Source organism: Aeromicrobium piscarium, from assembly GCF_007421815.1.
Classification (GTDB): Bacteria; Actinomycetota; Actinomycetes; order Propionibacteriales; family Nocardioidaceae; genus Aeromicrobium; species Aeromicrobium piscarium.
This window is the reverse complement of record NZ_VLNT01000002.1, coordinates 20,955-45,791: the sequence shown is the minus strand read 5'-3', so window position 1 is coordinate 45,791 and position 24,837 is coordinate 20,955. Positions and strand designations below refer to the sequence as shown.

24 protein-coding genes are annotated in these 24,837 nt (G+C 69.0%); 20 read left to right on the top strand and 4 right to left on the bottom strand.

Going from position 1 to position 24,837, the window contains the following annotated elements; translation table 11 throughout:
• Positions 1–142: 142 nt before the first annotated feature.
• Together FNM00_RS03050 and FNM00_RS03045 are read left to right on the top strand one after the other, a co-directional pair.
• Entirely contained in the window at positions 143–868 is a 726-nt protein-coding gene (locus tag FNM00_RS03050) for an enoyl-CoA hydratase (RefSeq protein ID WP_221933562.1), read from the top strand.
• Entirely contained in the window at positions 868–1,317 is a 450-nt protein-coding gene (locus FNM00_RS03045) for an acyl-CoA synthetase (RefSeq protein WP_143911544.1), read from the top strand. The genes FNM00_RS03050 and FNM00_RS03045 overlap by 1 nt, the downstream gene beginning before the upstream one ends.
• Before the next feature lie 294 nt (positions 1,318–1,611).
• Here FNM00_RS03045 and FNM00_RS03040 read toward each other — a convergent pair whose 3' ends face one another.
• Complete coding sequence (locus tag FNM00_RS03040) at positions 1,612–2,262, bottom strand: response regulator (protein WP_143911543.1); 651 nt, start codon at positions 2,260–2,262, stop codon at positions 1,612–1,614.
• 67 nt (positions 2,263–2,329) lie between these two features.
• Complete coding sequence (locus tag FNM00_RS03035) at positions 2,330–3,499, bottom strand: sensor histidine kinase (protein WP_143911542.1); 1,170 nt, start codon at positions 3,497–3,499, stop codon at positions 2,330–2,332.
• A gap of 107 nt (positions 3,500–3,606) precedes the next feature.
• Here FNM00_RS03035 and FNM00_RS03030 point away from each other — a divergent pair, with 107 nt between their 5' ends.
• The 8 genes from FNM00_RS03030 to FNM00_RS02995 all read left to right on the top strand — a co-directional run bounded on the left by FNM00_RS03030 (position 3,607) and on the right by FNM00_RS02995 (position 12,204).
• A complete protein-coding gene (locus FNM00_RS03030) occupies positions 3,607–4,521 on the top strand; it encodes an ATP-binding cassette domain-containing protein (protein WP_143911541.1) in 915 nt (304 codons plus the stop codon).
• The gene (locus FNM00_RS03025) at positions 4,518–5,309 is read left to right on the top strand and encodes an ABC-2 transporter permease (protein WP_143911540.1); all 792 of its coding nucleotides are present in this window, start codon (positions 4,518–4,520) and stop codon (positions 5,307–5,309) included. The genes FNM00_RS03030 and FNM00_RS03025 overlap by 4 nt, the downstream gene beginning before the upstream one ends.
• Before the next feature lie 27 nt (positions 5,310–5,336).
• Positions 5,337–6,545: a 1-deoxy-D-xylulose-5-phosphate reductoisomerase gene (dxr, locus tag FNM00_RS18970; protein ID WP_221933561.1), complete on the top strand. Its 1,209-nt coding sequence runs from the start codon at positions 5,337–5,339 to the stop codon at positions 6,543–6,545.
• Positions 6,542–7,837: a M50 family metallopeptidase gene (locus tag FNM00_RS03015; protein ID WP_143911539.1), complete on the top strand. Its 1,296-nt coding sequence runs from the start codon at positions 6,542–6,544 to the stop codon at positions 7,835–7,837. The genes dxr and FNM00_RS03015 overlap by 4 nt, the downstream gene beginning before the upstream one ends.
• A complete protein-coding gene (gene ispG, locus FNM00_RS03010) occupies positions 7,834–8,991 on the top strand; it encodes a flavodoxin-dependent (E)-4-hydroxy-3-methylbut-2-enyl-diphosphate synthase (protein ID WP_143911538.1) in 1,158 nt (385 codons plus the stop codon). The genes FNM00_RS03015 and ispG overlap by 4 nt, the downstream gene beginning before the upstream one ends.
• A 43-nt stretch (positions 8,992–9,034) precedes the next feature.
• Positions 9,035–9,886, top strand: coding sequence for a GNAT family N-acetyltransferase (locus FNM00_RS03005; protein WP_143911537.1), 852 nt, complete (start codon positions 9,035–9,037; stop codon positions 9,884–9,886).
• Between the two features lie 11 nt (positions 9,887–9,897).
• Positions 9,898–10,257, top strand: coding sequence for a DoxX family protein (locus tag FNM00_RS03000; RefSeq protein ID WP_143911536.1), 360 nt, complete (start codon positions 9,898–9,900; stop codon positions 10,255–10,257).
• Positions 10,258–10,470: 213 nt separating this feature from the next.
• The gene (locus tag FNM00_RS02995) at positions 10,471–12,204 is read left to right on the top strand and encodes a proline--tRNA ligase (protein ID WP_221933588.1); all 1,734 of its coding nucleotides are present in this window, start codon (positions 10,471–10,473) and stop codon (positions 12,202–12,204) included.
• Positions 12,205–12,442: 238 nt separating this feature from the next.
• Here FNM00_RS02995 and FNM00_RS02990 read toward each other — a convergent pair whose 3' ends face one another.
• Both FNM00_RS02990 and FNM00_RS02985 read right to left on the bottom strand, forming a co-directional pair.
• A complete protein-coding gene (locus FNM00_RS02990; RefSeq protein ID WP_143911534.1) occupies positions 12,443–12,850 on the bottom strand; it encodes a DUF4439 domain-containing protein in 408 nt (135 codons plus the stop codon).
• A complete protein-coding gene (locus FNM00_RS02985) occupies positions 12,850–13,272 on the bottom strand; it encodes a hypothetical protein (protein ID WP_143911533.1) in 423 nt (140 codons plus the stop codon). The genes FNM00_RS02990 and FNM00_RS02985 overlap by 1 nt, the downstream gene beginning before the upstream one ends.
• A 169-nt stretch (positions 13,273–13,441) precedes the next feature.
• Between FNM00_RS02985 and rimP the strand changes: the two genes are divergently transcribed.
• The 10 genes from rimP to FNM00_RS02935 all read left to right on the top strand — a co-directional run bounded on the left by rimP (position 13,442) and on the right by FNM00_RS02935 (position 24,685).
• Positions 13,442–13,891, top strand: a complete 450-nt coding sequence (gene rimP, locus FNM00_RS02980) for a ribosome maturation factor RimP (RefSeq protein WP_143911532.1) — start codon at positions 13,442–13,444, stop codon at positions 13,889–13,891.
• Positions 13,891–14,931 (top strand): transcription termination factor NusA, encoded by a 1,041-nt coding sequence (gene nusA / locus FNM00_RS02975; RefSeq protein WP_143911531.1) that lies wholly within the window; start codon positions 13,891–13,893, stop codon positions 14,929–14,931. The genes rimP and nusA overlap by 1 nt, the downstream gene beginning before the upstream one ends.
• Before the next feature lie 11 nt (positions 14,932–14,942).
• Complete coding sequence (locus FNM00_RS02970; protein ID WP_281281071.1) at positions 14,943–15,218, top strand: YlxR family protein; 276 nt, start codon at positions 14,943–14,945, stop codon at positions 15,216–15,218.
• A 137-nt stretch (positions 15,219–15,355) separates the two neighbouring features.
• Positions 15,356–18,142, top strand: a complete 2,787-nt coding sequence (gene infB / locus FNM00_RS02965) for a translation initiation factor IF-2 (protein WP_143911530.1) — start codon at positions 15,356–15,358, stop codon at positions 18,140–18,142.
• 99 nt (positions 18,143–18,241) lie between these two features.
• Entirely contained in the window at positions 18,242–18,670 is a 429-nt protein-coding gene (gene rbfA, locus FNM00_RS02960; protein WP_143911529.1) for a 30S ribosome-binding factor RbfA, read from the top strand.
• Positions 18,667–19,554, top strand: a complete 888-nt coding sequence (truB, locus tag FNM00_RS02955; RefSeq protein ID WP_143911528.1) for a tRNA pseudouridine(55) synthase TruB — start codon at positions 18,667–18,669, stop codon at positions 19,552–19,554. The genes rbfA and truB overlap by 4 nt, the downstream gene beginning before the upstream one ends.
• Positions 19,555–19,626: 72 nt before the next feature.
• Positions 19,627–20,868 (top strand): phospholipase D-like domain-containing protein, encoded by a 1,242-nt coding sequence (locus FNM00_RS02950; protein ID WP_221933559.1) that lies wholly within the window; start codon positions 19,627–19,629, stop codon positions 20,866–20,868.
• Between the two features lie 51 nt (positions 20,869–20,919).
• Positions 20,920–21,855, top strand: a complete 936-nt coding sequence (locus FNM00_RS02945) for a bifunctional riboflavin kinase/FAD synthetase (protein WP_246065043.1) — start codon at positions 20,920–20,922, stop codon at positions 21,853–21,855.
• A gap of 152 nt (positions 21,856–22,007) precedes the next feature.
• Entirely contained in the window at positions 22,008–22,262 is a 255-nt protein-coding gene (rpsO, locus tag FNM00_RS02940) for a 30S ribosomal protein S15 (protein WP_143912047.1), read from the top strand.
• Between the two features lie 209 nt (positions 22,263–22,471).
• Positions 22,472–24,685, top strand: coding sequence for a polyribonucleotide nucleotidyltransferase (locus FNM00_RS02935; RefSeq protein WP_143911527.1), 2,214 nt, complete (start codon positions 22,472–22,474; stop codon positions 24,683–24,685).
• The last annotated feature ends 152 nt before the right edge of the window (positions 24,686–24,837 follow it).

Genomic DNA, 24,837 nt, shown 5'->3' with positions numbered 1-24,837 from the left:
GCGATCGCGCATGCGGCCCGCGAACCTGGTTACCGGGTGACTCGTGCAGACTGAACGCTTCCGGCTTCCTCGCCGCCGGTGAGCGTCACACCGGGACCGAGGCCCTCGCCGTGGACATGTCGCCGCTCGCTACGGTGTGGGCATGACGATGATCGAGGTCACGACGCACGAACGCGTCACCGTGCTGACGCTCCAGCGCCCCGAGCGGCGCAATGCCCTGAACCTGGACCTGTGTCACGAGCTCGACGCAGCCGCGCGGGCCGCGGTCGAGGGTGGCGCTCGCGTGCTCGTGGTGACGGGGGAGGGGACGGCCTTCTGTGCCGGTGCCGACCTCACGGGGGTCTACGGCGATGAGTTCATCGAGGCGCTCTACGGCATGTTGCACGGCCTGACCCGCCTGCCGGTGCCGATCATCGCTGCCGTCAACGGGCCTGCCATCGGCGCGGGCACCCAGCTCGCGATCGCCTGCGATCTGCGGGTCGCCGACGACACCGCGCGCTTCGCCGTGCCGACCGCGAAGAACGGCATGGCGGTCGACGCCTGGACGATCCGGACCCTGGGCAAGCTCGCCGGCATGGGCCCGGCCCGCCGGATGATGCTCGCCGCCGAGACGATCGAGCGGGATGAAGCGCTGTCCTGCGGCCTCGCCGATCGCACCGGTACCCTCGACGATGCGGTCGCGTGGGCGCAGGAGATCGCCGAGCTCGCGCCGCTGACCGTCGCGTACAACAAGCTGGTCCTCAACGGTTCGCGCGCGGACGACGAGCGCATCGAGACCGAGTTCGCCCGTGTCTGGGCGAGTGAGGACGTGCGTGAGGCGGCGTTAGCCCGTACCGAGAAGCGCGCCCCCGTCTTCGAGGGACGCTGATGCACAGCCTCGCCTTCCGAGCACTCGACCGTCACGTGGTCGACGGACGGGCCGACGATCCCGCCCTCGTCACCGCCGAGGGGAGCTGGTCCTTCGCGCAGCTGCTCCACGAATCGGCCTCGCTCGCGGGTGGACTGCGCGAATTGGGCGTCGTCGCCGGCACTCCGCTGGATATCGCCGTCACCGTGGAACGGCCACGAGTCGTCTCGGTGCTCGCGGTAGTGCGGCTGGGCGCCGAGCCGGACTCCGGGGCCCGGTATCGCATCGGCGGCGAGCCGCTCACCGTGACGACGCCGGACGAGAGCTTCGACTACGACCTGGTGCTGCGGGCCGGTCGTGTCGATCCGGCGACCGCGCCCGCACGTGATGCCGAGGGTTACGCCGATCGCCTGCTGGAACACTACGGCGATCTGCTCGAGCCCCTCATCGGCGGACGCCCCCTCGCCTGAGCCGCTGCACGGTCGGCCGGCGCTACGGGCGGTGGGTGGCCGATGCCGAGGGAGAATGTGCTTCGGTGGCGGCTATAGCAACCACCGAAACACATCCTCCGTCGGGCTCAGGCTCCGATCGGCCGTGGAGGTCTGGTCAGCGCGGATCGGTGGTTGCCGGCGCGCCGCGATCGCGCTCGCCTGCTCGTCGGTGGATGATCACCCACCTTCGCTCCGCGGGTGGGTGATAGCTCACCGCCGTCGCGCGGGACGCCCGCGGGTGGGTGATAGCTCACCGCCCCGGGCGGGAGTGGGTCAGCTGAGGCCGGCGTCGTGCATGCGGATCGCCACCTGCACCCGATTGCTCACACCGAGCTTGGCGAACACATGACCGAGGTGCACCTTCACGGTCGCGACGCTCATGAACAGCTCCTTGGCGATGTCGGCATTCGATGCGCCCCGCGCCACCGCCAGCGCCACCTCCCGCTCCCGCTCGGTCAGCGCCTCGACCGCCGCGCGCTCGGCCGCGGTGGTGCCGTTGGACGCGACATGGCGGATGAGCTGGCCGGTGACGCTGGGCGAGAGGATCGGATCGCCGGCCGCGACCGTGCGGACCGCGTCGACGATCCGCGGCGGCGGAGTGTCCTTCAGCAGGAAGCCACTGGCTCCCGCCGCGAGCGCGCGCACCACATGGTCGTCGGTGTCGAAGGTCGTCAGCACGATGATGTGGGGTGTCGACGGCCGCTGCAGGATCCGCTCGGTCGCCGTGAGACCGTCCATCACCGGCATCCGGATGTCCATGAGCACGACATCGACCGGGGTCGCGTCCAGGCAGCGTAGTGCCTCGCTGCCGTCGCCCGCCTCGCCGACCACCTCGAGATCGGGTGCGCCGCCGAGCACCATCGCCAGGCCGGTGCGCACCAGCGGATCATCGTCGACCAGGAGGACACGGATGTGCTCGCTCATAGGCCCCCCTGTACGAAGACGTGCGGGATCGTCGTCGACGAGAGTGCTGCCCGGCGCTCGCGTGGCATCATGCGGGCCACGGTAGCCGGGCGACGACCTCGAAGCGCTGACCGGCGGTGATGCTGTGCTCCAGCGTCCCGCCGGCGAGGCGTACTCGCTCGGCCAGTCCCACGAGTCCCAGACCGGCACCCGGCGTGGCCGAGACCGCCGGCGACCCGATGGGGAGGGGATTGCTGACCGTGACGCTCAACGCATCGCCGGGTGCGCCGACGAGGGTGACGGTGACGGTCGTGTCCGGGGCGTGCTTGCTGGCATTGGTCAACGACTCCTGCACGATGCGGTACGAGGTCCTGCCGATCGAGTCGGGCACGGAGGGCAGATCGGCCTCACATCGCTCCGCGATATGCATGCCGCTCGCCCGGGCCTCATCGAGGAGCTCGGGGATGTCGCGGGCCGCGGGCTGGGGGCGCTCGGTCGTGTCATCGGTCGTCTCGTCGCGAAGGACTCCGAGCACCTGCCGCAGTTCGATGAGCGCCTGATGGGAGCTGGCCTGGATGATCTCCGCGCTATGCCGCACATCGGCCGGGGGAAGGTCGTCGCGGAAGGCGAGCGCGCCGGCGTGCAGCGAGACCATCGAGATCCGGTGCGCCAGCACGTCGTGCATCTCCCGGGCGATACGGGCACGCTCGGCGGTGCGCGCTTGTGCCACACGAGCCGCCTGCTCGGACTCGGCGGTCTCGGCACGTTCCACGAGCGTCCGCATCAGCTCGCGTCGTGAGCCGACGTACATGCCCCAGGCGATCGCGAGAGCGGTGAAGGCGGTGTTGAGCGCCAGGTCCAGCAGGGCCTCGGCACGGGTCTCGGTCATGTCGCTGACGATGCTGAGGGCCATGCCGGCCACGATCATGCCGACACCCACGGGGATGATCTCGCGCCACCGGCGGCGGGTGGCCACCGAGACGAGGGCGAGCATCGACGGACCGCTCAAACTCAAGAAGAAGACCGAGCCGAGGGCGATCAGCAGGGCGATCGTCACCGGGAACCGGCGGCGCCAGTGCAGCAGCACCAGGGACGCCACCCCGACGGCGACATCCAGGGGCAGCGACCAGGTCGACAGCGGGAAGGTCGGGTCGGCGACCTGCGCGATGATGACGACGGCGCTGATCGCGATCACCAGGGCGTAACGCCAGGCCTCGCCCCGCAGGGTCAGAGGAGCAGGAGCTGGTCGTGGGGGCACCTTCTCAGCCTACGGTTCCGATCGTCTGGACCCTCTACGACTCTCGGCCAGAAGTCGTAGACCGTTGGTGCGATGTGCTCGCCGGGAGATTCGGACAGGATGGAGCCATGATCACGGTTGAGAACCTGACGAAGACCTACGGGCAGTACCGCGCCGTGGACGACGTCTCCTTCGTGTGCCGACCAGGACAGGTCACCGGCTTCCTCGGCCCGAACGGGGCCGGCAAGTCCACGACGATGCGCATCATCGCCGGACTGACCCCTGCCGACTCGGGGAGCACGACGATCGGTGGCGTCCGCTATCACGACATCCCCAACCCCGGGACCCAGGTGGGCGTGCTGTTGGATGCCTCGGCTCAGCACGGAGGACGTACCGGCCGCGAGGTCCTGACCGTCGGTGCGCGCACGATGGGCCTGCCCTCCTCGCGGGTCGACGAGATGCTGGAGCTGGTGAGCCTCAGCGCCTCGGAGTCCAAGCGACGGCTGCGCGACTACTCCCTCGGCATGCGGCAGCGCCTGGGCATCGCCCACGCCCTGCTCGGGGACCCCAAGATCCTCATCCTCGACGAGCCCGCCAACGGCCTGGACCCGGCTGGCATCCACTGGATGCGCACGCTGCTGCGTACCTACGCCGATCGCGGCGGCACCGTGCTCCTCTCCTCGCACCTCCTGCACGAGGTCGAGATCATCGCCGACGAGCTCATCGTCATCGGGCGAGGGCGGATCGTCGCCGAGGGCACCAAGGAGGAGCTCCTGCACGCGGCCGGCACCTATGTCAAGGCGGTGCCGGAGCACACCGAGCAGCTCCGCTCGGCTCTCGATGCCGCCGGAATCGCCGTCGTCGTCGGTGAGGACGGACTGCAGACGGATGCATCCGCCGACGAGGTCGGACGCGCCGCGGCGGCCGCCCAGGTGGCACTCGCCGAACTCCGCCGGGCCGACGGCGCCGGCCTCGAAGACATGTTCCTCTCGCTCACGTCGGACACCCAGCGCGAGCAGCCCACGACGGGAGTCCAGTCATGACCCAGCCAGCCGTCACCATCGACACTCAGCGTCCCGGCATCCCGTTCGCGCGGTTGAGCCTCGTCGAGTTCCGCAAGTCCTTCGACACCCGAGCCGGCCGCTGGTTCACGATCTCGATCCTGATCCTCGCCTTCGCGGCGATGCTGATCCAGACCTTCCTGGTCCCCGCGGGAGCGGCGCAGGATCTCAACGACATGGCCCTCGTGCAGAACTCGCTGCTCGGCATCTTCGTGGCCATCATCCCGATCCTGCTCGTCACCCAGGAATGGGGACAGCGAACGGCCCTCGTGACCTTCAGCCTGGAGCCGCGCCGCGGTCGGGTCGTGCTCGCCAAACTGGTCGCCTCGGCGCTCGTGGTGCTCGGCGTCCTGGTCATCTCGGTACTGATCGCGCTGCTCGGCACCGCCCTCGCCGGTGGCCTGCGCGGGATCGAGGTGGACTGGAACCTCAGCGCGCAGATGCTGCGCAATATCTTCATCGGCAACGCGATCGCGACGCTGCTGGGCTTCGGCATCGCCCTGCTGCTGATGAACACCCCGGCCGCGATCGTGACGTACTTCGTCTACATGTTCGTGGTGCCGACGGTGCTCAATGTCGCGGGAGCCTTCCTGGACTGGTTCGCCGACATCGTCCCGTGGATCGACTTCGCCTCGGCGCAGGAGCCGCTGCTGGACTCCGGCGGCATGTCCGGTGAGGAATGGGCACAGCTGGCCACCTCGTCTCTGCTCTGGGTGGGGGTCCCCCTCGCCTTCGGCATCTGGAGGTGGCTGCGCACCGAGGTCAAGTAGTCGGGTGCGGGTGCGAGAATGGGCGGCATGCGTCGAACGCGTGTCGCCCTTCTCGGTTCCACCGGCTCCATCGGCACCCAGGCACTCGAGGTCATCGCGGAGAATCGCGATCGCTTCGAGGTCGTCGCGCTCGCCGCGGGGGGCAGCGATCCGGCGCTGCTGGCGCGCCAGGCGCTCGCCTTCGACGTGCCGCTGGTCGCCGTCGCCCGGGGGAGCGCTGCCGAGGACGTGCAGCTCGCTCTCTACGCCGAGGCCCAGCGCCGTGGCTGGTCGTCGGGGGACCTACGGATCCCGCGGCTGCTCGTGGGCCCGGATGCCGCCACCGAGGCCGCCCGCTCGGAGTGCGAGGTCGTCCTCAACGGCATGACCGGTGCGGTGGGGCTGCGCCCTACGCTCGCGGCGCTCGAGGCCGGGCGCACGCTCGCACTGGCCAACAAGGAATCGCTCATCATCGGCGGTCCGCTGGTCAAGGATCTCGCCGCGCCCGGTCAGCTGGTACCGGTCGACTCCGAGCACTCAGCGCTCGCCCAGGCCTTGCGGGGAGAGCGGATCGAGGACGTCCGACGTCTGCTGGTGACGGCCAGCGGCGGCCCCTTCCGTGGCCGCAGCCGTGCCGAGCTGGCCGACGTCACGCCCGAGCAGGCGATGGCCCACCCCACCTGGGATATGGGACCCGTCATCACGATCAACTCCGCGACCCTGGTCAACAAGGGACTCGAGGTCATCGAGGCGCATCTGCTCTTCGACATCGGCTTCGATCGCATCGATGTCGTGGTGCACCCGTCCTCGGTGGTCCACTCGATGGTGGAGTTCGTCGACGGATCGACGATGGTGCAGGCCTCGCCTCCGGACATGCGCCTGCCGATCGCGTTGGGACTGGCCTGGCCCGAGCGGCTGCCGGGAGCGGCTGCACCGTGTGACTGGACACAGCCGGTCTCCTGGGAGTTCTTCCCGCTCGACGAGGAGGCCTTCCCCGCCGTCTCGCTGGCTCGCCGCGCCGGCGAGTTCGGTCGCACCGCGCCCGCGGTCCTCAACGCGGCCAACGAGGTCTGCGTCGATGCCTTCGTCGCCGGGCACTTGGACTTCCTCGGCATCGTTGACACTGTGGGCGAGGTGCTCGGGGAGCATCTGTCCGATCCGGACACGGCCCACGACGATGTGACGCTCGAGCGTGTGCTCGCCGCTGATGCGGCAGCCCGCGAGCGAGCGACGGACCTGGTGGAGCGACGACGATGACCGCAGTGATCTTCACGCTCGGCGTGGTGGTGTTCCTCCTCGGAGTGGCCGCCTCCATCGCCCTGCACGAGCTGGGTCACATGTGGCCCGCCAAGAAGTTCGGCGTGAAGGTCACCCAGTTCTTCGTCGGCTTCGGCCGCACCGTCTGGTCCTTCAGGCGAGGGGAGACCGAGTACGGCCTCAAGGCCGTCCCGCTCGGCGGATACGTCAAGCTCGTCGGCATGCTCCCGCCGGAGAAGGGCGACCCCGACCACGCCCGTACCTCCAACACGGGCCTGTTCACCCAGCTGGCCCGCGACGCCCGGGAGCTGGAGTACGAGACCGTCACCGTCGAGGACCAGGACCGCCTGTTCTACCGGCGGCCGTGGTGGCAGAAGGTCATCGTGATGGCGGGCGGTCCCACGGTCAACCTGCTCATCGCCGTGGTGCTGTTCTCGATCTCCTTCATGGGCTTCGGGGTGGCCGTTCCCACCACCACGGTGGCGCAGGTCTCCGACTGTGCCATCACGGACGCCGAGGCGGGCCGGGCGTGCACCGACCAGGACCCGGTCACCCCAGCCAAGCTCGCCGGCTTCGAGCCGGGAGACGAGATCACCTCGTTCAACGGCGAGCCGATCACCTCATGGGACCAACTGAGCACCAGCATCCGGGCCAATGGCGACCAGGAGGCGCAGATCGGCTTCCTGCGAGACGGCACCGAGAGCACGGTCTCCGTCCGCACATCGGTGCTGGCCCGGGCCGCGCTCGACGATCCGGGCAAGGTGGAGGATGTCGGCTTCCTCGGCGTGGTCCCTCTGCAGACGGTCGAGCGACAGGGGCCGGGCTTCGTCATCGAGGAGACCGGTCGCGTCATCGGCCTGACGGCGCGTGCCGTAGTCAACCTGCCGGTGCGCATGGTCGATGTCGTCCAGGCCGCCTTCGGCGCCGAACGAGGCCAGGACACGCCGATCAGTATCGTCGGTGCCAGCCGGGTGGCGGGCGAACTCGTCACCACCGACCAGCCGACCCTCGCGGTCGCCGCGCAACGGCTCATCATGCTGCTCGCCGGGCTCAATCTCTTCCTCTGGCTGTTCAACCTGATCCCGCTGCTCCCGCTCGACGGCGGACACATCGCCGGTGCCCTGTGGGAGGCGATCCGCAGGGGCTGGGCGCGCCTGCGCGGACGCCCCGATCCGGGCTATGTGGACGTCGCCAAGATGCTGCCCGTGGCCTACGCGGTTGGCTCGCTCCTTATCATCATGGGTGTGGTCCTGATCTTCGCTGACATCGTCAATCCGGTGAGGCTGTCATGACGAGTACTCCCGTCTCCCTGGGCATGCCCGAGGCTCCCGCGCCCGTGCTCGCCCCCCGCCGAGCGTCGCGCAAGATCAACGTCGGCACCGTCGAAGTGGGCGGCGACGCCCCGATCTCGGTGCAGTCGATGACCACCACGCTGACCTCCGATGTCAACTCGACGCTCCAGCAGATCGCCGAGCTCACGGCCGCCGGCTGCGACATCGTCCGCGTGGCGTGCCCGAGCCAGGACGATGCCGAGGCGCTGCCCGCGATCGCTCGCAAGTCGCAGATCCCGGTCATCGCCGATATCCACTTCCAGCCCAAGTACGTGTTCGCGGCGATCGACGCCGGGTGTGCCGCCGTGCGCGTCAACCCGGGCAACATCCGCAAGTTCGATGATCAGGTCGGCGCCATCGCCAAAGCCGCCTCCGATGCCGGTGTCTCCCTGCGCATCGGTGTGAACGCCGGGTCCCTCGACAAGCGCTTGCTGGAGAAGTACGGCAAGGCCACGCCCGAGGCCCTCGTCGAGTCCGCGGTGTGGGAGGCCTCGCTGTTCGAGGAGCACGACTTCCACGACTTCAAGATCTCGGTCAAGCACAACGACCCGGTCGTCATGGTCAAGGCCTATGAGCTGCTCGCCGAACGGGGCGACTGGCCGCTGCATCTGGGCGTCACCGAGGCCGGTCCGGCCTTCCAGGGCACGATCAAGAGCGCGACGGCGTTCGGCGCGCTGCTCAGCAAGGGCATCGGCGACACCATCCGCGTCTCGTTGTCCGCACCCCCGGTCGAGGAGGTCAAGGTCGGACTGCAGATCCTGGAGTCCCTGAACCTGCGGCCGCGCCGGCTGGAGATCGTCTCGTGCCCGTCGTGCGGACGAGCCCAGGTCGACGTCTACAAGCTCGCCGACGAGGTCACCGCCGGTCTCGACGGACTCGAGGTGCCGCTGCGCGTGGCTGTCATGGGCTGTGTCGTCAACGGTCCGGGCGAGGCGCGAGAAGCCGATCTCGGCGTCGCCTCCGGCAACGGCAAGGGCCAGATCTTCGTCAAGGGCGAGGTCATCAAGACCGTGCCGGAGAGCAAGATCGTCGAGACCCTCATCGAGGAGGCCATGCGTATCGCCGAGGGCATGGAGCCCGAGGACGGCGCCGCGGCCGCCGTCACGGTGAGCTGACACCTTCGCGCGCCGTTGTCGCGACTCGGCTAGGCTCCGAGCCATGACCGAGGTGGCTGCGGGCGCATCCTACGTCCGTTCTCTGTCGCGCCACGACCTTCCCGACCTGCTCGGGCTGCTGGATCGCGACCCCTTGGCCAATGTGTTCGTGCGTCACCGGGTCGCGTCCGCCGGCATCGATCAGCGCTGGCTCGGGGCTCAGATCTGGGGGTACTTCGAGCGCGAGCGCCTCGTGTCGGCCTGTCACGTCGGTGCCAATGTCGTGCCGGTGGAGGCCACCGAGGAGGCTGTGGAGGCCTTCGCCGAGCGGCTCGTCCGGCGCGACGCGCGTTCTCGCTCGCTCGTCGGGCCGGCCGAGGTCGTCGTGCCCCTCTGGAGGCGCCTGCGGCCCACCTGGGGCGAGGCGCGTTCCGAGCGGCTCGACCAGCCCTTTCTCGTGCTCGACGGCGACAGCCCGTTGGCGGCGGACGATCGCGTGCGGCCGGTCGCGGTCGACGAGCTCGATGTCCTCTTTCCCGCCAGCGTCGCGATGTTCACCGAGGAGGTCGGCGTGGACCCGACCATCGGCGATCGCGGAGGCTACCGTGCGCGGGTGGCGCAGCTCATCGCGGAGGGATGCGCCTACGCGATCATCGAAGGCGACCAGGTCGTGTTCAAGACCGAGGTCGGCGCGCACACCCACGCCGCCTGCCAGTTGCAGGGGGTGTGGGTCACGCCTCGCCGACGAGGCGAGGGGGTCTCCGAGCGTGCCCTCGCCGGAGTGGTCTACCGCGCGCGACGCAGCTTCGCCCCGGCTGTCACGCTGTACGTCAACGACTACAACACTCCCGCCCGGCGCCTTTACGAACGCGTCGGATTCCGCCAGGTGTCGACCTTCGCCACCGTCCTGATGTGAGAGGAACGAGCATGCGCAAGGACACGATGGGTCTCGTCGCCCTGCTGGCGGGCGCCGGTGTCGTGCACTTCGTGAAGCCGGAGCCGTTCGCGCGGATCGTGCCCGAGGTGTTGCCCGCGAAGACCGAGCTGGTCTACGCATCGGGAGCCGCGGAGCTGGTGTGCGCGGGTCTGCTGGCCCTGCCGCGGACGCGCCGGTTCGGCGGCCTGGCGGCGGCCGGCCTGCTGGCGGCGGTCTTCCCGGCCAACGTGCAGATGGCCGTCGATGTCGTCCGCAGCCCACGGGCCTCTACCGCGTTCAAGGTCGGGACGGTCGCGCGACTCCCACTGCAGTGGCCGCTCATCCGCGCCGCGCTTCGCGCCCGTTCCTGACCTCCTCGAGCGGTGACCTACGCACCCCTCCCGTCATCGGGCGGTGGGTTGCGCACCCCTCCCGTCATCGGGCGGTGACCTACGCACCCCTCCGAGGAGGTGAGAGGTGCCGGACGCACCGCTGCACGTGGCGAGAGGTGCGTAGGTCACCGCTCCGGGGCGCGATGCGGTCGGGGGAGCGGGCGGCGCGGTCGCTACCCTCGTGCCATGCGCATGTCACGGCTCTTCGTCCGCACGCTCCGCGACGACCCCGCCGACGCCGAGGTCCCGAGCCACAAGCTCCTCGTCCGCGCCGGCTACGTGCGTCGTGTCGCGCCGGGCATCTACTCCTGGCTGCCGCTCGGCCTGCGCGTGCTCGCGAAGGTCGAGGCGATCGTGCGCGAGGAGATGGAGGCGATCGGCGCGCAGGAGGTGCGCTTCCCGGCACTCCTGCCGCGCGAACCCTATGAGGCGTCGAATCGGTGGACCGAATACGGACCCAATCTGTTCCGTCTCCAGGATCGACGTGGGACCGACCTGCTCCTCGGCCCGACACATGAGGAGATGTTCACCCTGCTGGTCAAGGACCTGTACTCCTCGTACAAGGACCTGCCGCTGAGCCTCTATCAGATCCAGACCAAGTATCGCGACGAAGCCCGTCCCCGCGCGGGCATCCTGCGTGGACGCGAGTTCATCATGAAGGACTCGTACTCCTTCGATATCGACGATGCCGGCCTGGAGCGGTCGTACCAGGCGCACCGGGCCGCTTACGTCCGTATCTTCGACCGGCTCGGCTTCGAGTACGCGGTCGTGCACGCCGACTCCGGCGCGATGGGCGGGTCGGCGAGTGAGGAGTTCCTGGTGGTCGCCGACACGGGGGAGGACACCTTCGTGCGATCTCCGGGCGGGTACGCCGCGAATGTCGAGGCGGTGACGACCGTGGTCCCTGCCCCGCAGCCCTACGACGACGCGCCGGCCGCCCACGCGGAGGTCACCCCTGACACCCCGACCATCGAGACCCTCGTCGATCACTTGAACGAGCGGTTCCCTCGTGACGACCGTGCCTGGACGGCGGCCGACACGCTCAAGAACGTGCTGGTCATGCTGCGATATCCCGACGGCGCCTCCGAGCCGCTCGCGATCGGCATCCCCGGCGATCGCGAGGTTGACATGAAGCGACTGGAAAGCCAGGTCGCTCCAGCCGATATCGAGCCCTTCGGCGATGCCGACTTCGAGCGCTACCCCGATCTGGTGAAGGGCTACATCGGGCCGGGCGTCCTCGGCGCCGAGGGAGCCACGGGTATCCGCTACCTCGTCGACCCCCGGGTCGTCGAGGGGACCCGCTGGGTCACCGGTGCGAACATGCCCGGCTCGCATGTGATCGATCTGGTCGCCGGTCGCGACTTCACCGCGGACGGCACGATCGAAGCCGCCGAGGTCAAGGCGGGGGATCCGGCTCCGGACGGCAGCGGACCCCTGGAGCTGGCCCGCGGCATCGAGATGGGCCACGTCTTCCAGCTCGGCCGCAAGTATGCCGAGGCGCTGGGCCTGAAGGTCCTCGACGAGAACGGCAAACTGGTCACGGTGGCGATGGGGTCGTACGGCTTCGGTGTCTCACGTGCCGTAGCTGCCGTGATCGAGAACTCCTATGACGACAAGGGGATCGTCTGGCCCGCGGCCATCGCGCCCTTCGACGTCCACCTGGTGGTGGCGGGCAAGGACCCGGCCCAGTTCGAGGCGGCGGCCGATCTCGTGGCGCGGTTGGAGGCCGCGGGCGTGGAGGTCCTCTACGACGATCGCCCCAAGGTCTCGCCCGGGGTCAAGTTCAAGGACGCCGAGCTGATCGGCATACCGACCATCGTCGTCGTGGGCAAGGGTCTGGCCGACGGTGTCGTCGAGGTCAAGGACCGCGCCACCGGCGACCGTCGCGACGTACCCCTGGCCGACCTCGTCGCCACCCTTGCCTGACCCTCCCTCCCTGAGACCTCCGGTCCCAGATCTGGCCAGTTGTGGCCCGTTTCGAGCACCTGGAACGGGCCACAACTGGCCAGAAGTCGAGGGGCCGGAGACCGTTGTCCGGTAGGCGAGATCGTCTCACCCATCGGATGTGTCGATGCCAGGGCCGAGGATCTGGCCGTTTGTGGCCCGTTTTCCGGTACGTGAACGGGCCACAACTGGCCAGATCTGGGACGGGACGCAGGACGGTTCAGTCGAGGCCGGGGAAGGGTTCGGGGGACGCGCCCCACGAGACGGCCCGCACAGCGGTGGTGCGCAGCTCGCGCACCACTCGCTCGCGCTCCTCGCCGTCGACCTCGCCGGTCAGAGCGGCGATCGAGGCGCACAGCCGCTGTTCGAGCCGCGCGGCGACGTCCTGCGCGTCCTCGGGCGAGCCGAGCTCGCCGACCTCGTAGCTGACGAGGGGGCCGGGAGGTTCGATATCGGCATCGGCCAGCACCGACACGAGGGCATCGCGAAGATCGCTGTGCGCCTCGTACGCCGCGGTGGCGGCCGCGCGCAGCGCATCGAAGCGCGCGGCGATCACGGGATAGAGCCAGACCGCTTCCATCTCGAGCTCCAGCCAGACACGCCAGCGCAAGGCCTCCGCCTCGTTCATCAGGCACCCTCCCAGGTCGCTGAGAGCTGGTCGAGACCGGCAGCCATCGAGGCCAGCACCCGCACGACATCGGGTGACGTCGCGGCGAGTGCGTCGGCGGCACGATGATCCGCCGCCTCGCCGAGCGCGGTCGACAGGGCTCCCGCCTCGGTCGCGCCACTGGGCGTCCCTCCGAGCTGGACGATGTGTTGTTCGAGCACCTCGGCGACGTCCTCGGCACCTGAGGTTCCCCGCGCGATCGAGAGCACCCGCTGCTGATCGACGAGGACGGCGCGCACCAAGCTGACGTCGGCGTGGACCGGCCGCGGACGAGGCTTGACGCCGACGCCGCGCACCACGTCATCGAGGCGGCCGGTGGCCCCGAGGGCCACGACGGCACCGGCGGCGATTCCGCCTCCCAAGAGCACACGTCGGCTGGTCACGGTCGCAGCCTAGTGGACCGTCCGGGACCGCTACGATGGTGCCACGTAGGACCGTCGTGGCCATCGAACTGAATAGGGGCGTCTCCGGCATGACCGAGCGAAGCGAGTCGATCGAGGGAAGCGGCGCCTCCGAGCCCACCGCCGCGGCCATCGCGGGGGGAGGGACCGTATGAGCGAGCTTGAGAGGGTCGTCGCGCCGGTGGTCGCCGATCTCGGGCTCGACCTGGAGTCGGTCGAGGTCGTCGGCCAGGGCAAGCACCGGCGCCTGGTGATCGCCGTCGACCGTGACGGTGGCGTCGGCATCGATGCGATCGCTCAGGCCACCCGGGCGGTGTCGGCGGCCCTGGACGCCACCGACGCGATGGGCCAGGCCCCGTACACACTCGAGGTGACCTCGCGTGGCGCCGACCGCCCCCTGACCGCCCCCCGGCACTGGCGACGCAACCACGACCGGCTCGTCCACGTGACGACGACCGACGGCGCCACCGTCACCGCTCGCATCGGCGACAGCGACGAGTCCGGCGTCGATCTGCTGCGCGGTGGCGTGCCCACTCGTTACGCTTACGGCGATATCGAGCGCGCCGTCATCGAGATCGAACTCAATCGGAAGGACGTCTGATGGACATCGACATGAGCGCCCTGCGACTGCTGGAGCGAGAGAAGGGGATCTCGCTCGAGGTCGTGGTCGAGGCGATCGAGACCGCGCTGCTCTCGGCGTATCACAAGACCGCCGATGCCCACCATCACGCCCGCGTCGAGCTCGACCGCACGAGCGGCCATGTCACGGTCTGGGCGAAGGAACGCCTCACCGACGCGCCCGCAGATCGCGAGGACGAAGCTCCCGTGCAGCGTTTCAGCGAGGAGTTCGACCACACGCCCGAGGACTTCGGCAGGTTCGCTGCCACCGTCGCGCGCCAGCTCATCATGCAGCGGCTCCGCGATCTCGAGGACGAGGCCACGTACGGGGAGTTCTCCGGCCGCGTCGGTGACGTGGTGTCCGGTGTGATCCAGCAGGGGCGTCGCCCCGGTGACGTCATGATCGATCTCGGATCCATCGAGGCGGTCATGCCGGCGACCGAGCGCGTCCCCGAGGAGCGTTATTCCCACGGTGAGCGGATCAAGGCCTATGTGTACGAGGTGGAGCGCTCGCCTCGCGGACCGAGGGTCAAGGTATCGCGCACGCACCCCAATCTTGTCAAGCTCCTGTTCGCGCTGGAGTCCCCGGAGATCTCCGACGGCTCGGTGGAGATCGCGGCCATCGCCCGGGAGGCGGGGCACCGCACGAAGGTGGCGGTCCGGCCCACGGTCTCGGGCGTCAACGCCAAGGGAGCGTGTATCGGCCCGATGGGACAGCGCGTGCGCAATGTGATGAGCGAGCTGCACGGCGAGAAGATCGACATCGTGGACTACAGCGACGATCCCGCCGAGTTCATCGCGCAGGCGCTCTCGCCCTCGCGTGTCACCAGCGTCACGATCCTGGACGCCGCAGCGAAGGCGGCCCGGGTCGTCGTGCCGGACTTCCAGCTCTCGCTCGCGATCGGACGCGAGGGACAGAACGCCCGGCTGGCCGCCAAGTTGACCGGTTGGCGGATCGACATCCGACCCGATACCGAGCCGACGGGGCAAGCCGCTGCCACGGACGTTTCGACCAACGGCTAGACTTGTCGTCGGTGATCCGCACGTGCATCGGTTGTCGTGAGCGTGCGGACAAGTCCACTCTGGTGCGTGTCGTCGCACGGCCGGGCGCGAGCGATGGTAGTTTCTCGGTCGTCCCGGACACCGATGGCATGTTGCCCGGGCGCGGTGCACACTTGCATCCGTCGTCCGAGTGCCTGGAGCTCGCGGTCCGTCGCCGCGCTTTCGGTCGGGCCCTTCGTCGTGAAGGCCACCCGCAGATCGAAGCGCTGCGATCGCTGATCGTGAACCCTGGTGACCGGAGCACCTGACCACGAGGCGTCCGACCGGACGCCTCCCGACCGAAAACGGAGCACACGCTCATGAGCACTCGATGAGTACCTCGCAATGAGCCTGTACGTCAACTAGGTCCGGCCCCCTTCAGGGCTGGACCCCCTGAAGGAGAAGAGTGGCTGTCAGAGTCCACGAGCTCGCACGCGAGTTCGGAGTCCCCAGTAAGGTCGTCCTGTCCACCCTCAAGGACATGGGCGAATACGTGAAGTCCGCCTCGTCGACCGTCGAGGCGCCGGTCGTGCGTCGCCTCAACGACGAGCACGGCGACAAGCTGCGCGAGATGGGCGCCAAGAAGGGCGGGGCCAAGAAGGCCGCGCCGAAGAAGGACGCCCCCGCGAGCACCCCGGCTCCCGCCGAGTCGGCTGCGCCGAGCGCCCCGCCTCAGCAGGAGAGCGTCGCGACCGAGAGTGTCGCGAGCGAGAGCAATGCGCCTGCCGCGCCCAAGCCCGGTCCGGCCGCGCCGAAGCCCGGCCCCGCGGCGCCCAAGCCGGGTCCTGCCGCGCCGAAGCCCGGCCCGGCGGCACCCAAGCCGCCCGAGGCTGACGCTCCCGCGTCCAATGCCCCGGCACCCGGGCCCCGTCCGGGTGGTCCCAAGCCCGGTGGGCCGCGCCCCGGCCCCCGCTCGGGAAACGCTCGCCCCGGCAACAATCCGTTCTCGTCCAAGCAGGGCATGCAGCAGGATCGCCCGCCGCGTCCGCCGGCCGGACGTGGTCAGGGACAGGGTCAGGGCGACGGTGCCGGTGCGCCGCGTCCGGGCGGCATGCCGCGTCCCAACCCCGCGATGATGCCCAAGCGCTCGGCCGTCGGCGGGCCTGACGCACGTCAGGGCGGCCGTCCCGGCGGTCGACCCGGCGGAGGTCGTCCCGGTGCCGGAAATCGTCCCGGCGGTGGCGGCGGAGGAGCTCCCCGTCCCGGCGGCGGTGGTGGCTTCTCCGGTCCTCCCGGGCGCGGTCGTGGTCCCGGTGGCCGCGGTGGCACGCAGGGTGCCTTCGGGCGCGCCGGTGGTCCGCCGCGTCGTGGACGCAAGAGCAAGCGCGCCAAGCGCCAGGAATTCGACCAGATGCAGGCGCCGGCGATCGGCGGTGTGCGGGTCCGCAAGGGCAACGGCGAGACGGTCCGCGTCGCGCGCGGTGCCTCGCTGACCGACTTCGCCGAGAAGATCGGCGTCGACGCCGCGTCGCTGGTGCAGGTGCTGTTCCACCTCGGTGAGATGGTCACCGCGACCCAGTCGGTCAACGACGAGACGCTGCAGATCCTCGGTGAGGAGCTGAACTACAACGTCGAGGTCGTGTCGCCCGAGGACGAGGACCGCGAGCTGCTGGAGTCCTTCTCACTGGAGTTCGGTGAGGACGAGGGCAACGACGCCGACATGGCGCCGCGGCCCCCGGTCGTCACCGTCATGGGTCACGTCGACCACGGCAAGACCAAGCTGCTCGACGCCCTGCGTAACGCGAATGTGGTGGCCAAGGAGGCCGGCGGCATCACGCAGTCGATCGGCGCCTACCAGGTCACGACCGAGGTCGACGACACCGAGCGTCCGATCACCTTCATCGACACCCCCGGTCACGAGGCGTTCACCGCCATGCGTGCCCGTGGTGCGCAGGCGACGGACATCGCGGTGCTGGTCGTCGCGGCCGATGACGGCGTCATGCCGCAGACGGTCGAGGCGCTCAACCACGCCCAGGCGGCCGGTGTGCCGATCGTCGTGGCGGTCAACAAGGTCGACAAGCCCGATGCCGATCCGAGCAAGGCGCGCGGCCAGCTCACCGAGTACGGACTCGTGCCCGAGGAGTACGGCGGCGACACGATGTTCGTCGACGTCTCGGCCAAGTCCGGCACGGGCCTCGAGCAGCTGCTGGAAGCCATCGTGCTGACGGCCGATGCGTCGCTGGATCTGCGAGCGAATCCCGATCAGAACGCCGAGGGTCTCGCGATCGAGGCGCACCTCGACCGTGGTCGCGGCCCCGTCGCGACCGTGATCGTTCAGCGCGGCACGCTGCGCGTGGGCGACACGATCGTCGCGGGCTCGGCCTTCGGCCGTGTGCGTGCCCTGCTCGACGAGTTCGGCGACAGCATCGAGGAGGCGCCGCCCTCGCGGCCGGCGCTGGTGCTCGGTCTGACGGCGGTTCCCGGAGCCGGGGACAACTTCATGGCCGTCGACGACGATCGCATCGCTCGTCAGATCGCTGAGAAGCGTGAGGCCCGCGAGCGCAACGCGGCGCTGGCCAAGCGCAGCGGCCGTCGTACCCTCGAGGACCTCATGCGCGAGGTCGAGAAGGGCGAGACCACCGAGCTGCTGCTCATCCTCAAGGGCGACAGCTCCGGTTCGGTCGAGGCCTTGGAGGACTCGCTCAGCCAGATCGATGTCGGTGACGAGGTCGACCTGCGGGTCATCGACCGCGGTGTCGGTGCGATCACTGAGGCCAATGTGAACCTGGCCACCGCGTCGAATGCGGTGATCGTCGGCTACAACGTCCGTGCGCAGGGCAAGGCGACCGAGATGGCCGACCGTGAGGGCGTCCAGATCAAGTACTACTCGGTCATCTACCAGGCGATCGAAGAGATCGAGGCCGCACTCAAGGGCATGCTCAAGCCGATCTACGAGGAGCACCAGCTCGGTCAGGCGGAGATCCGCGAGATCTTCCGCTCGTCCAAGATCGGCAATATCGCCGGCTGCATGGTGGTCGGCGGCACGATCCGGCGCAATGCCAAGGCGCGGTTGCTGCGCGACGGCAATGTCGTCGCCGACAACCTCGACCTGTCGAGCCTGCGGCGCGAGAAGGACGATGTCAGCGAGGTCCGCGAGGGCTTCGAGTGCGGCTTGGTGTTGCGGAACTACGGCGATATCAAGATCGGCGACATCGTCGAGAGCTTCGAGCTCCGCGAGAAGCCCCGCGACTGAGGTTCGCGACTCGCTGAGTGTGACGTTTGGACGGTGAATCCTCCGATTTCGCCGTCCAAACGTCACACTCACGGGGAGAGTGAGAGAAGAGAGACCACCATGCCCAGTCCACGCAATGCGAAGATCGCCGACCGGATCAAGACGATCGTCGCCGGGCTGCTCGAGCGACGGATCAAGGATCCGCGCATCGGGTTCATCACCATCACCGATGTCCGGCTGACCGGCGACGGCCAGCACGCCTCGGTGTTCTACACCGTCATGGGCGACGAGGCCGAGCGCGACGGGACGGCAGCGGCGCTCACGAGCGCGACGGGCCTGATCCGCTCGGAGGTCGGCAAGCAGCTCGGGCTGCGCCACACGCCGACGATCGAGTTCTTCCTCGACGCCGTGCCGGAGCAGGCGCGCGAGATCGAGGAGCTCCTGGCGCGAGCCAGGGAGTCCGATGCCGAGGTCGCCGCACGGGCGGCCGGGGCCCAGTACGCCGGCGACGCCGATCCGTACAAGACCCACGACGACGAGGACGAGTGACGCAGTCCAGCGCACGCGGGGGCTTGGCGATCGTCGACAAGCCCGCGGGCTGGACATCGCACGATGTGGTCGGCCGGATGCGGCGGCTCGCCCAGACCCGCAAGGTCGGACACGCCGGGACCCTCGATCCCATGGCCACCGGCGTGCTCGTGCTCGGCATCGGCCGTGCCACGCGTCTGCTCGGTCATCTGCAGCTCGCGGACAAGGAGTACCTGGCGACCATCCGGCTGGGGGAGTCGACCGTCACCGATGACGCCGAGGGGGAGGTCGTCACGACCGCGGACGCCTCGGGGCTCGTCCGCGACGAGATCGAGGCGGCGATGCGACCGCTCACCGGCGAGATCGAGCAGGTGCCCTCGAAGGTCTCCGCCATCAAGATCGACGGACGACGTTCCTACGCACGTGTGCGGGCCGGCGAGGAGGTCGAGATCCCCGCGCGTCCGGTGACCGTCTCGACCTTCGAGGTCACGGGTGTTCGGCAGGCGGAGCGCACGATCGATGTCGACGTGCGCGTGGCGTGCTCCAGCGGCACCTACGTCCGGGCCTTGGCCCGCGATCTCGGCGACGCGCTCGGCGTCGGCGGGCATCTGACGATGCTGCGCCGCACGCGCGTCGGCGGGTTCGGGATCGACCGGGCGCGCACGCTGGACCAGCTGGCGGAGCGGTGGGAGATCGTCGGGCTGGACGATGCTGCGCGAGCCGCCTTCGAGATCCTGGTCCTCGACGAGGACCAGAGCCGTCTCGCCCAGCACGGCCGGGCGCTGGAGGACATCCGCCTACCGTCCATCGGACCGCCGACGGCGCTGTTCGGGGCGGACGGCCGTTTCCTGGCGCTGTACGAGCAGCGCGGTGCGGCTGCGCGCGCCGTGGCCGTGTTCGTCTGAGTCGCGGGCCCTGGCAGCGTCACTCTCAGGCCGACCGGGCCGGTTCGTCTGAGCACAGATAGGCTGACCGACATGACCTGGTCGACGCTTTCCCCTCGTCAGGTACTGCGCCGTTTCCTGTTCGGCTTCCTCGTGGTCCAGGTCGCCGCGGTGGCGTCGCTCATGACGGCGACCAAGGTGCGCAAGCTCCTCCGTGGCAAGGGCACCCAGCCGTTGCCACGGGTCGAGCCGAGGACCTTCGGCGTGGGGGAGTCCAATGAGGCGAATGTCTATGTGAGCGGTGCCCCGCTGTACGAGGACATGCTCGCCGCGATCGAGCAGGCCCGCCGGCGCGTGTTGTTCGAGTCCTACATCGTCAAGGACGATGCGATGGGACGCCGCTTCAAGCAAGCGATCAACGACGCGGCGGACCGCGGCGTCGAGGTCTACGTGATCTACGACGGCTTCGCGAACCTCGTCGTCAAGCCGAGCTTCTTCCGCTTCGGTCCCTCGGTCCGCGTCATGCGGTATCCCGTGCTGGCATCGGGCCTGCGGTTCTGGAACCCCCGCAACTACGGACGTGACCACCGCAAGATCCTCGTGGTCGACGATGCCATCGGCTTCGTCGGCGGTTACAACGTCGGTCAGCTCTACGAGGATGAGTGGCGCGACACGCATCTGGCGCTCAGCGGCACCGCCGTGTGGGATCTGGAGAACGCCTTCGTCGACTTCTGGAACATCCACCGTCCGAAGGAGCGTATCGAGCAGGTCAGCCGGCCGACGTGGGATCCGGAGATCCGTGCCCATCGCAATGTCCCGCGCCAGTTGATCTTCCCGATCCGCGGTATGTATCTGGAGGCCATCGATCGGGCGCAGAAGACCATCGAGCTGACGACGGCCTATTTCATCCCCGACACCGACATCCTCGATGGGCTCATCGACGCCTCGCGGCGGGGCGTGCAGGTGCGCATCCTGCTGCCCAAGGTGTCGAACCATGTCATCGCCGACTTCTTGGCCCGTGGATACTTCAACCGGCTGCTGGACGCCGGCGTCGAGATCTGGCGCTATTCCGATCACATGGTGCACGCGAAGACCGCCACGATCGACGGCGAGTGGAGCACGATCGGCACGGCGAATATCGACCGTCTGAGCCTCACGGGCAATTACGAGATCAACATCGAGATCATCGACGGGGGCTTCGCCCGCGGTATGCGTTCGGTGTTCGCCGAGGATGCCGCCAAGGCCGAGCGTCTCACGGCCGAGGCATGGCACCGTCGCGCGACCGTGGGCCGTCTCTACGAGTGGGTGCTCAAGCCGCTCAAACCTCTGCTCTGACCTGTACAACCCGGGCCGGGGAGTGCCGGGGTGCGTGACTACAGTGGCCTGGTGGCGATCTGGAAAGCGACCGATGGGGCCTCGACCGACCCGATCGGCGGACCGAGCGTGGTGACGATCGGTGTTTTCGACGGCGTTCATCGAGGCCACCAAGAGGTCGTATCGGCCGTGCACGCGCGAGCCGCGGCAAGCGGCGCCACCCCGGTCGCCATCACCTTCGATCCCCATCCGGTCGCTGTGCTCGCACCGGACAAGGCACCCGCCCGGCTGACGACGCTGGAGCGACGCGTCCGATTACTGCGCGACCACGGCGCCGAGGAGGTCCGGGTACTGGCATTCTCGGCCGAGATGTCCGCCTGGAGCCCCCAGGAGTTCATCGACCGCGTCATCGTCGACCAGACGCACTGCCAGGAGCTGATCGTCGGGGAGAACTTCCGCTTCGGGCGGCGCGCCGCGGGCACGGTCGGCACCCTGCGGGAAGCAGGGCGACACGCCGGGTTCAGCGTCGACGGCTGGTCTCTCGCCGGTGACGGCCAGGTGTTCTCGTCCACGCGCGCACGTCAGGCGATCGCGGAGGGCGATCTGCCGACGGCGGCCTCGATCCTCGGCCGTCCGCACGAAGTCAGCGGCATCGTGAGCAGGGGCGACCAGCGGGGGCGCGAGCTGGGCTTCCCGACCGCGAACGTACCGGTCGACGAGTCGTACGCGGTTCCGCCCGACGGTGTCTACGCCGGCCGGCTCGTGCGCGCCGGGGGAGAGCGGCTGCCCGCGGCGATCTCCATCGGCACCAACCCGACCTTCGAGGGGGTCGCCGGCCGGCGCGTGGAGTCCTACGTGCTCGATCGGGACGACCTGGAGCTCTACGGCGAGGCCGTGCGCGTCGAGCTCGTGGAGCGTCTGCGAGCGATGGTGGCCTTCGACTCCGTCGACGCCCTCGTGCTCCAGATGGAGGCCGATGTCACGGCGACCCGCCGCGTCCTCGATTAACGTCCCGTCGGCACGCGCTGGTATCCTGGCTGATGCCGTCAGAACGGCCACGGATTCCAGTGCCCCGGTGAACAGGCCCGGGCGCGCCGTGCAACGAGTGAACCCAGAGGAGAACAGTGTCGAAGAAGACTGCTGCGCCCACCGTCGCAGACCTGCCCAAGGACGAGATCATCAAGCAGTACGCGCTGAGCGAGGGCGACACCGGCTCTCCTGAGGTTCAGGTCGCGCTGCTCAGCAAGCGCATCGCGCAGCTCACCGAGCATCTCAAGGAGCACAAGCACGATCACCACAGCCGTCGTGGTCTGCTGCTGCTCGTCGGTCAGCGTCGTCGTCTGCTCAACTACCTGCAGAACAACGACATCGAGCGCTACCGCTCGCTGATCGATCGTCTCGGCCTGCGCCGCTGACCCGCTGATGCGGCCGTCCCTACTCCGGGGCGGCCGCTTTCGCACAACTGAACACCACCGACGAGGTCGGCCCGTCACGCTCGGTCCTCGGTAGTGGCCCGCGGAGCCTGAGGGTTCCGAGGGCCTCGATCGAAGACCGGCGATCGGCCACATGGCCCTGTCAGGCCGCCTCGTCCTGACAGCAGGCTTCGCCTGCGGAGAGGACTCTCATGTCCGATCAGACTGTCCATTCAGTCGAGACCGTCATCGACAACGGCTCCTTCGGTACCCGCAACGTGCGGTTCGAGACGGGCCTGCTGGCTCGTCAGGCCGCCGGTTCGGTCGCCGCCTATCTCGACGACGACACCATGCTGCTGAGCGCCACCACGGCGGGCAAGCAGCCCAAGGACCACTTCGATTTCTTCCCGCTCACAGTCGACGTCGAGGAGCGCATGTACGCCGCGGGACGCATCCCCGGTTCGTTCTTCCGTCGCGAGGGCCGTCCCAGCGAGGACGCCATCCTCACCTGTCGGCTCATCGACCGTCCGCTGCGCCCGACCTTCAAGAAGGGCCTGCGCAACGAGGTCCAGGTCGTCATCACGGTGATGGCCCTCAACCCGGACACGCCCTATGACGTGCTGGCGATCAACGCCGCCTCGGCGTCGACGCAGATCTCCGGTCTGCCGTTCAACGGCCCCGTCGGCGCCACGCGCGTCGCGCTGATCGACGGCCAGTGGGTGGCCTTCCCGACGCACAGCCAGCTCGAGAACGCGGTCTTCGACATGGTCATCGCCGGCCGTGTCGCCGGCGACGATGTCGCGATCATGATGGTCGAGGCGGAGTCCACCGAGGCCACCTGGGAGCTCGTGCAGGGCGGAGTCCAGGCACCGACCGAGGAGATCGTCGCGGGCGGCATCGAGGCAGCCAAGCCCTTCATCCGCCAGCTGTGCGAGGCCCAGGCCGAGCTCGCGAATGCCGCGGCCAAGGAGGTCCGGGAGTTCCCGGTCTTCCTCGACCACGAGGACGACGCCTACGAGGCAGTCGCCGAGATTGCCAGCGATGACCTGCGTGAGGCGCTGACGATCGTCAGCAAGGCCGACCGCGAGGCGCGTGAGTCTGAGATCAAGGCCAAGGTCGTCGAGCAGCTCGCCGGCCGTTTCGAGGGCCGTGAGAAGGAGCTGGGTGCCTCGCTGCGTACGCTCACCAAGTCGCTCGTGCGTGAACGTGTGCTGCGCGACAAGGTCCGTATCGACGGCCGCGGACTGGCCGATATCCGCGAGCTGAGCGCCGAGGTCGGCGTCATCCCGCGGGTGCACGGCTCTGCCCTCTTCCAGCGTGGCGAGACGCAGATCCTCGGTGTCACCACGCTCAACATGCTCGACCTCGAGCAGAAGCTCGACACGCTCTCGCCCGAGACGACGCGGCGTTACATGCACAACTACAACTTCCCGCCGTTCTCGACCGGTGAGACCGGCCGGGTGGGTTCGCCCAAGCGTCGTGAGATCGGTCACGGCGCGCTTGCCGGACGTGCTCTGATGCCGGTGCTGCCGACGCGCGAGGAGTTCCCCTACGCGATCCGTCAGGTCTCCGAGGCCCTCAGCTCCAATGGCTCGACCTCGATGGGCTCGGTGTGCGCGTCGACCCTCGGCCTGCTGAACGCGGGTGTGCCGCTGCGCGCCCCGGTCGCGGGCATCGCGATGGGCCTCATCTCCGGTGAGGTCGATGGGCAGACGCAGTACGTCACGCTCACCGACATCCTGGGTGCTGAGGATGCCTTCGGCGACATGGACTTCAAGGTCGCCGGTACGCGCGAGTTCGTCACCGCCCTGCAGCTGGACACCAAGCTCGACGGCATCCCCGCCGATGTCCTCGCCGGTGCCCTGACGCAGGCCCGCGAGGCCCGCTTCACCATCCTCGATGTGATGGCCGAGGCGATCAGCGAGCCCGACGAGATGAGCCCGTACGCGCCGCGCATCATCACGATCAAGGTGCCGGTCGACAAGATCGGCGAGGTCATCGGCCCCAAGGGCAAGATGATCAACCAGATCCAGGACGACACGGGCGCCAAGATCTCGATCGACGACGACGGCACCGTGTTCATCGGCGCCGAGGGTGGCGATGCGGCGGAGGCGGCCAAGAGCGCCATCAACGCGATCGCCAACCCGACGATGCCCGAGGTCGGCGAGCGCTACCTCGGCACGGTCGTCAAGACGGTCGACTTCGGGGCGTTCATCTCGCTGCTGCCGGGCAAGGACGGGCTGCTGCACATCAGCAAGCTGCGCGACCTCAACGACGGTCAGCGGGTCAACAACGTCGAGGACGTCGTCTCGGTCGGCCAGAAGATCCAGGTCGAGATCGCCGAGGTCGGCGATCGCGGCAAGCTCTCGCTGATCCCGGTCGTCGAGAAGACCGAGGCAGCCGAGGAGGCTCCGGCCGAGGCCTGATCCGGCTCCACGACGGCGCCCCGAGCACTCGCTGCTCGGGGCGCCGCCGTATCTGGCGGTAGCTGCGTCTGTCGGGCGGTGTGCCATCAACGTCACGGAGGCAGGGGCGGTACGCCCTCAACCTTTCCGGGACCGTGAAGGTGCCTCGTCAA

Excerpts from the sequence above, each read along its gene's own strand:
- FNM00_RS03050 (WP_221933562.1), top strand. The coding sequence starts at position 143 with ATGACGATGATCGAGGTCACGACGCACGAACGCGTCACCGTGCTGACG.
- FNM00_RS03045 (WP_143911544.1), top strand. The coding sequence starts at position 868 with ATGCACAGCCTCGCCTTCCGAGCACTCGACCGTCACGTGGTCGACGGA.
- FNM00_RS03040 (WP_143911543.1), bottom strand. The coding sequence starts at position 2,262 with ATGAGCGAGCACATCCGTGTCCTCCTGGTCGACGATGATCCGCTGGTG.
- FNM00_RS03030 (WP_143911541.1), top strand. The coding sequence starts at position 3,607 with ATGATCACGGTTGAGAACCTGACGAAGACCTACGGGCAGTACCGCGCC.
- FNM00_RS03025 (WP_143911540.1), top strand. The coding sequence starts at position 4,518 with ATGACCCAGCCAGCCGTCACCATCGACACTCAGCGTCCCGGCATCCCG.
- dxr (WP_221933561.1), top strand. The coding sequence starts at position 5,337 with ATGCGTCGAACGCGTGTCGCCCTTCTCGGTTCCACCGGCTCCATCGGC.
- FNM00_RS03015 (WP_143911539.1), top strand. The coding sequence starts at position 6,542 with ATGACCGCAGTGATCTTCACGCTCGGCGTGGTGGTGTTCCTCCTCGGA.
- ispG (WP_143911538.1), top strand. The coding sequence starts at position 7,834 with ATGACGAGTACTCCCGTCTCCCTGGGCATGCCCGAGGCTCCCGCGCCC.
- FNM00_RS03005 (WP_143911537.1), top strand. The coding sequence starts at position 9,035 with ATGACCGAGGTGGCTGCGGGCGCATCCTACGTCCGTTCTCTGTCGCGC.
- FNM00_RS03000 (WP_143911536.1), top strand. The coding sequence starts at position 9,898 with ATGCGCAAGGACACGATGGGTCTCGTCGCCCTGCTGGCGGGCGCCGGT.
- FNM00_RS02995 (WP_221933588.1), top strand. The coding sequence starts at position 10,471 with ATGTCACGGCTCTTCGTCCGCACGCTCCGCGACGACCCCGCCGACGCC.
- FNM00_RS02990 (WP_143911534.1), bottom strand. The coding sequence starts at position 12,850 with ATGAACGAGGCGGAGGCCTTGCGCTGGCGTGTCTGGCTGGAGCTCGAG.
- rimP (WP_143911532.1), top strand. The coding sequence starts at position 13,442 with ATGAGCGAGCTTGAGAGGGTCGTCGCGCCGGTGGTCGCCGATCTCGGG.
- nusA (WP_143911531.1), top strand. The coding sequence starts at position 13,891 with ATGGACATCGACATGAGCGCCCTGCGACTGCTGGAGCGAGAGAAGGGG.
- rbfA (WP_143911529.1), top strand. The coding sequence starts at position 18,242 with ATGCCCAGTCCACGCAATGCGAAGATCGCCGACCGGATCAAGACGATC.
- FNM00_RS02950 (WP_221933559.1), top strand. The coding sequence starts at position 19,627 with ATGACCTGGTCGACGCTTTCCCCTCGTCAGGTACTGCGCCGTTTCCTG.
- FNM00_RS02935 (WP_143911527.1), top strand. The coding sequence starts at position 22,472 with ATGTCCGATCAGACTGTCCATTCAGTCGAGACCGTCATCGACAACGGC.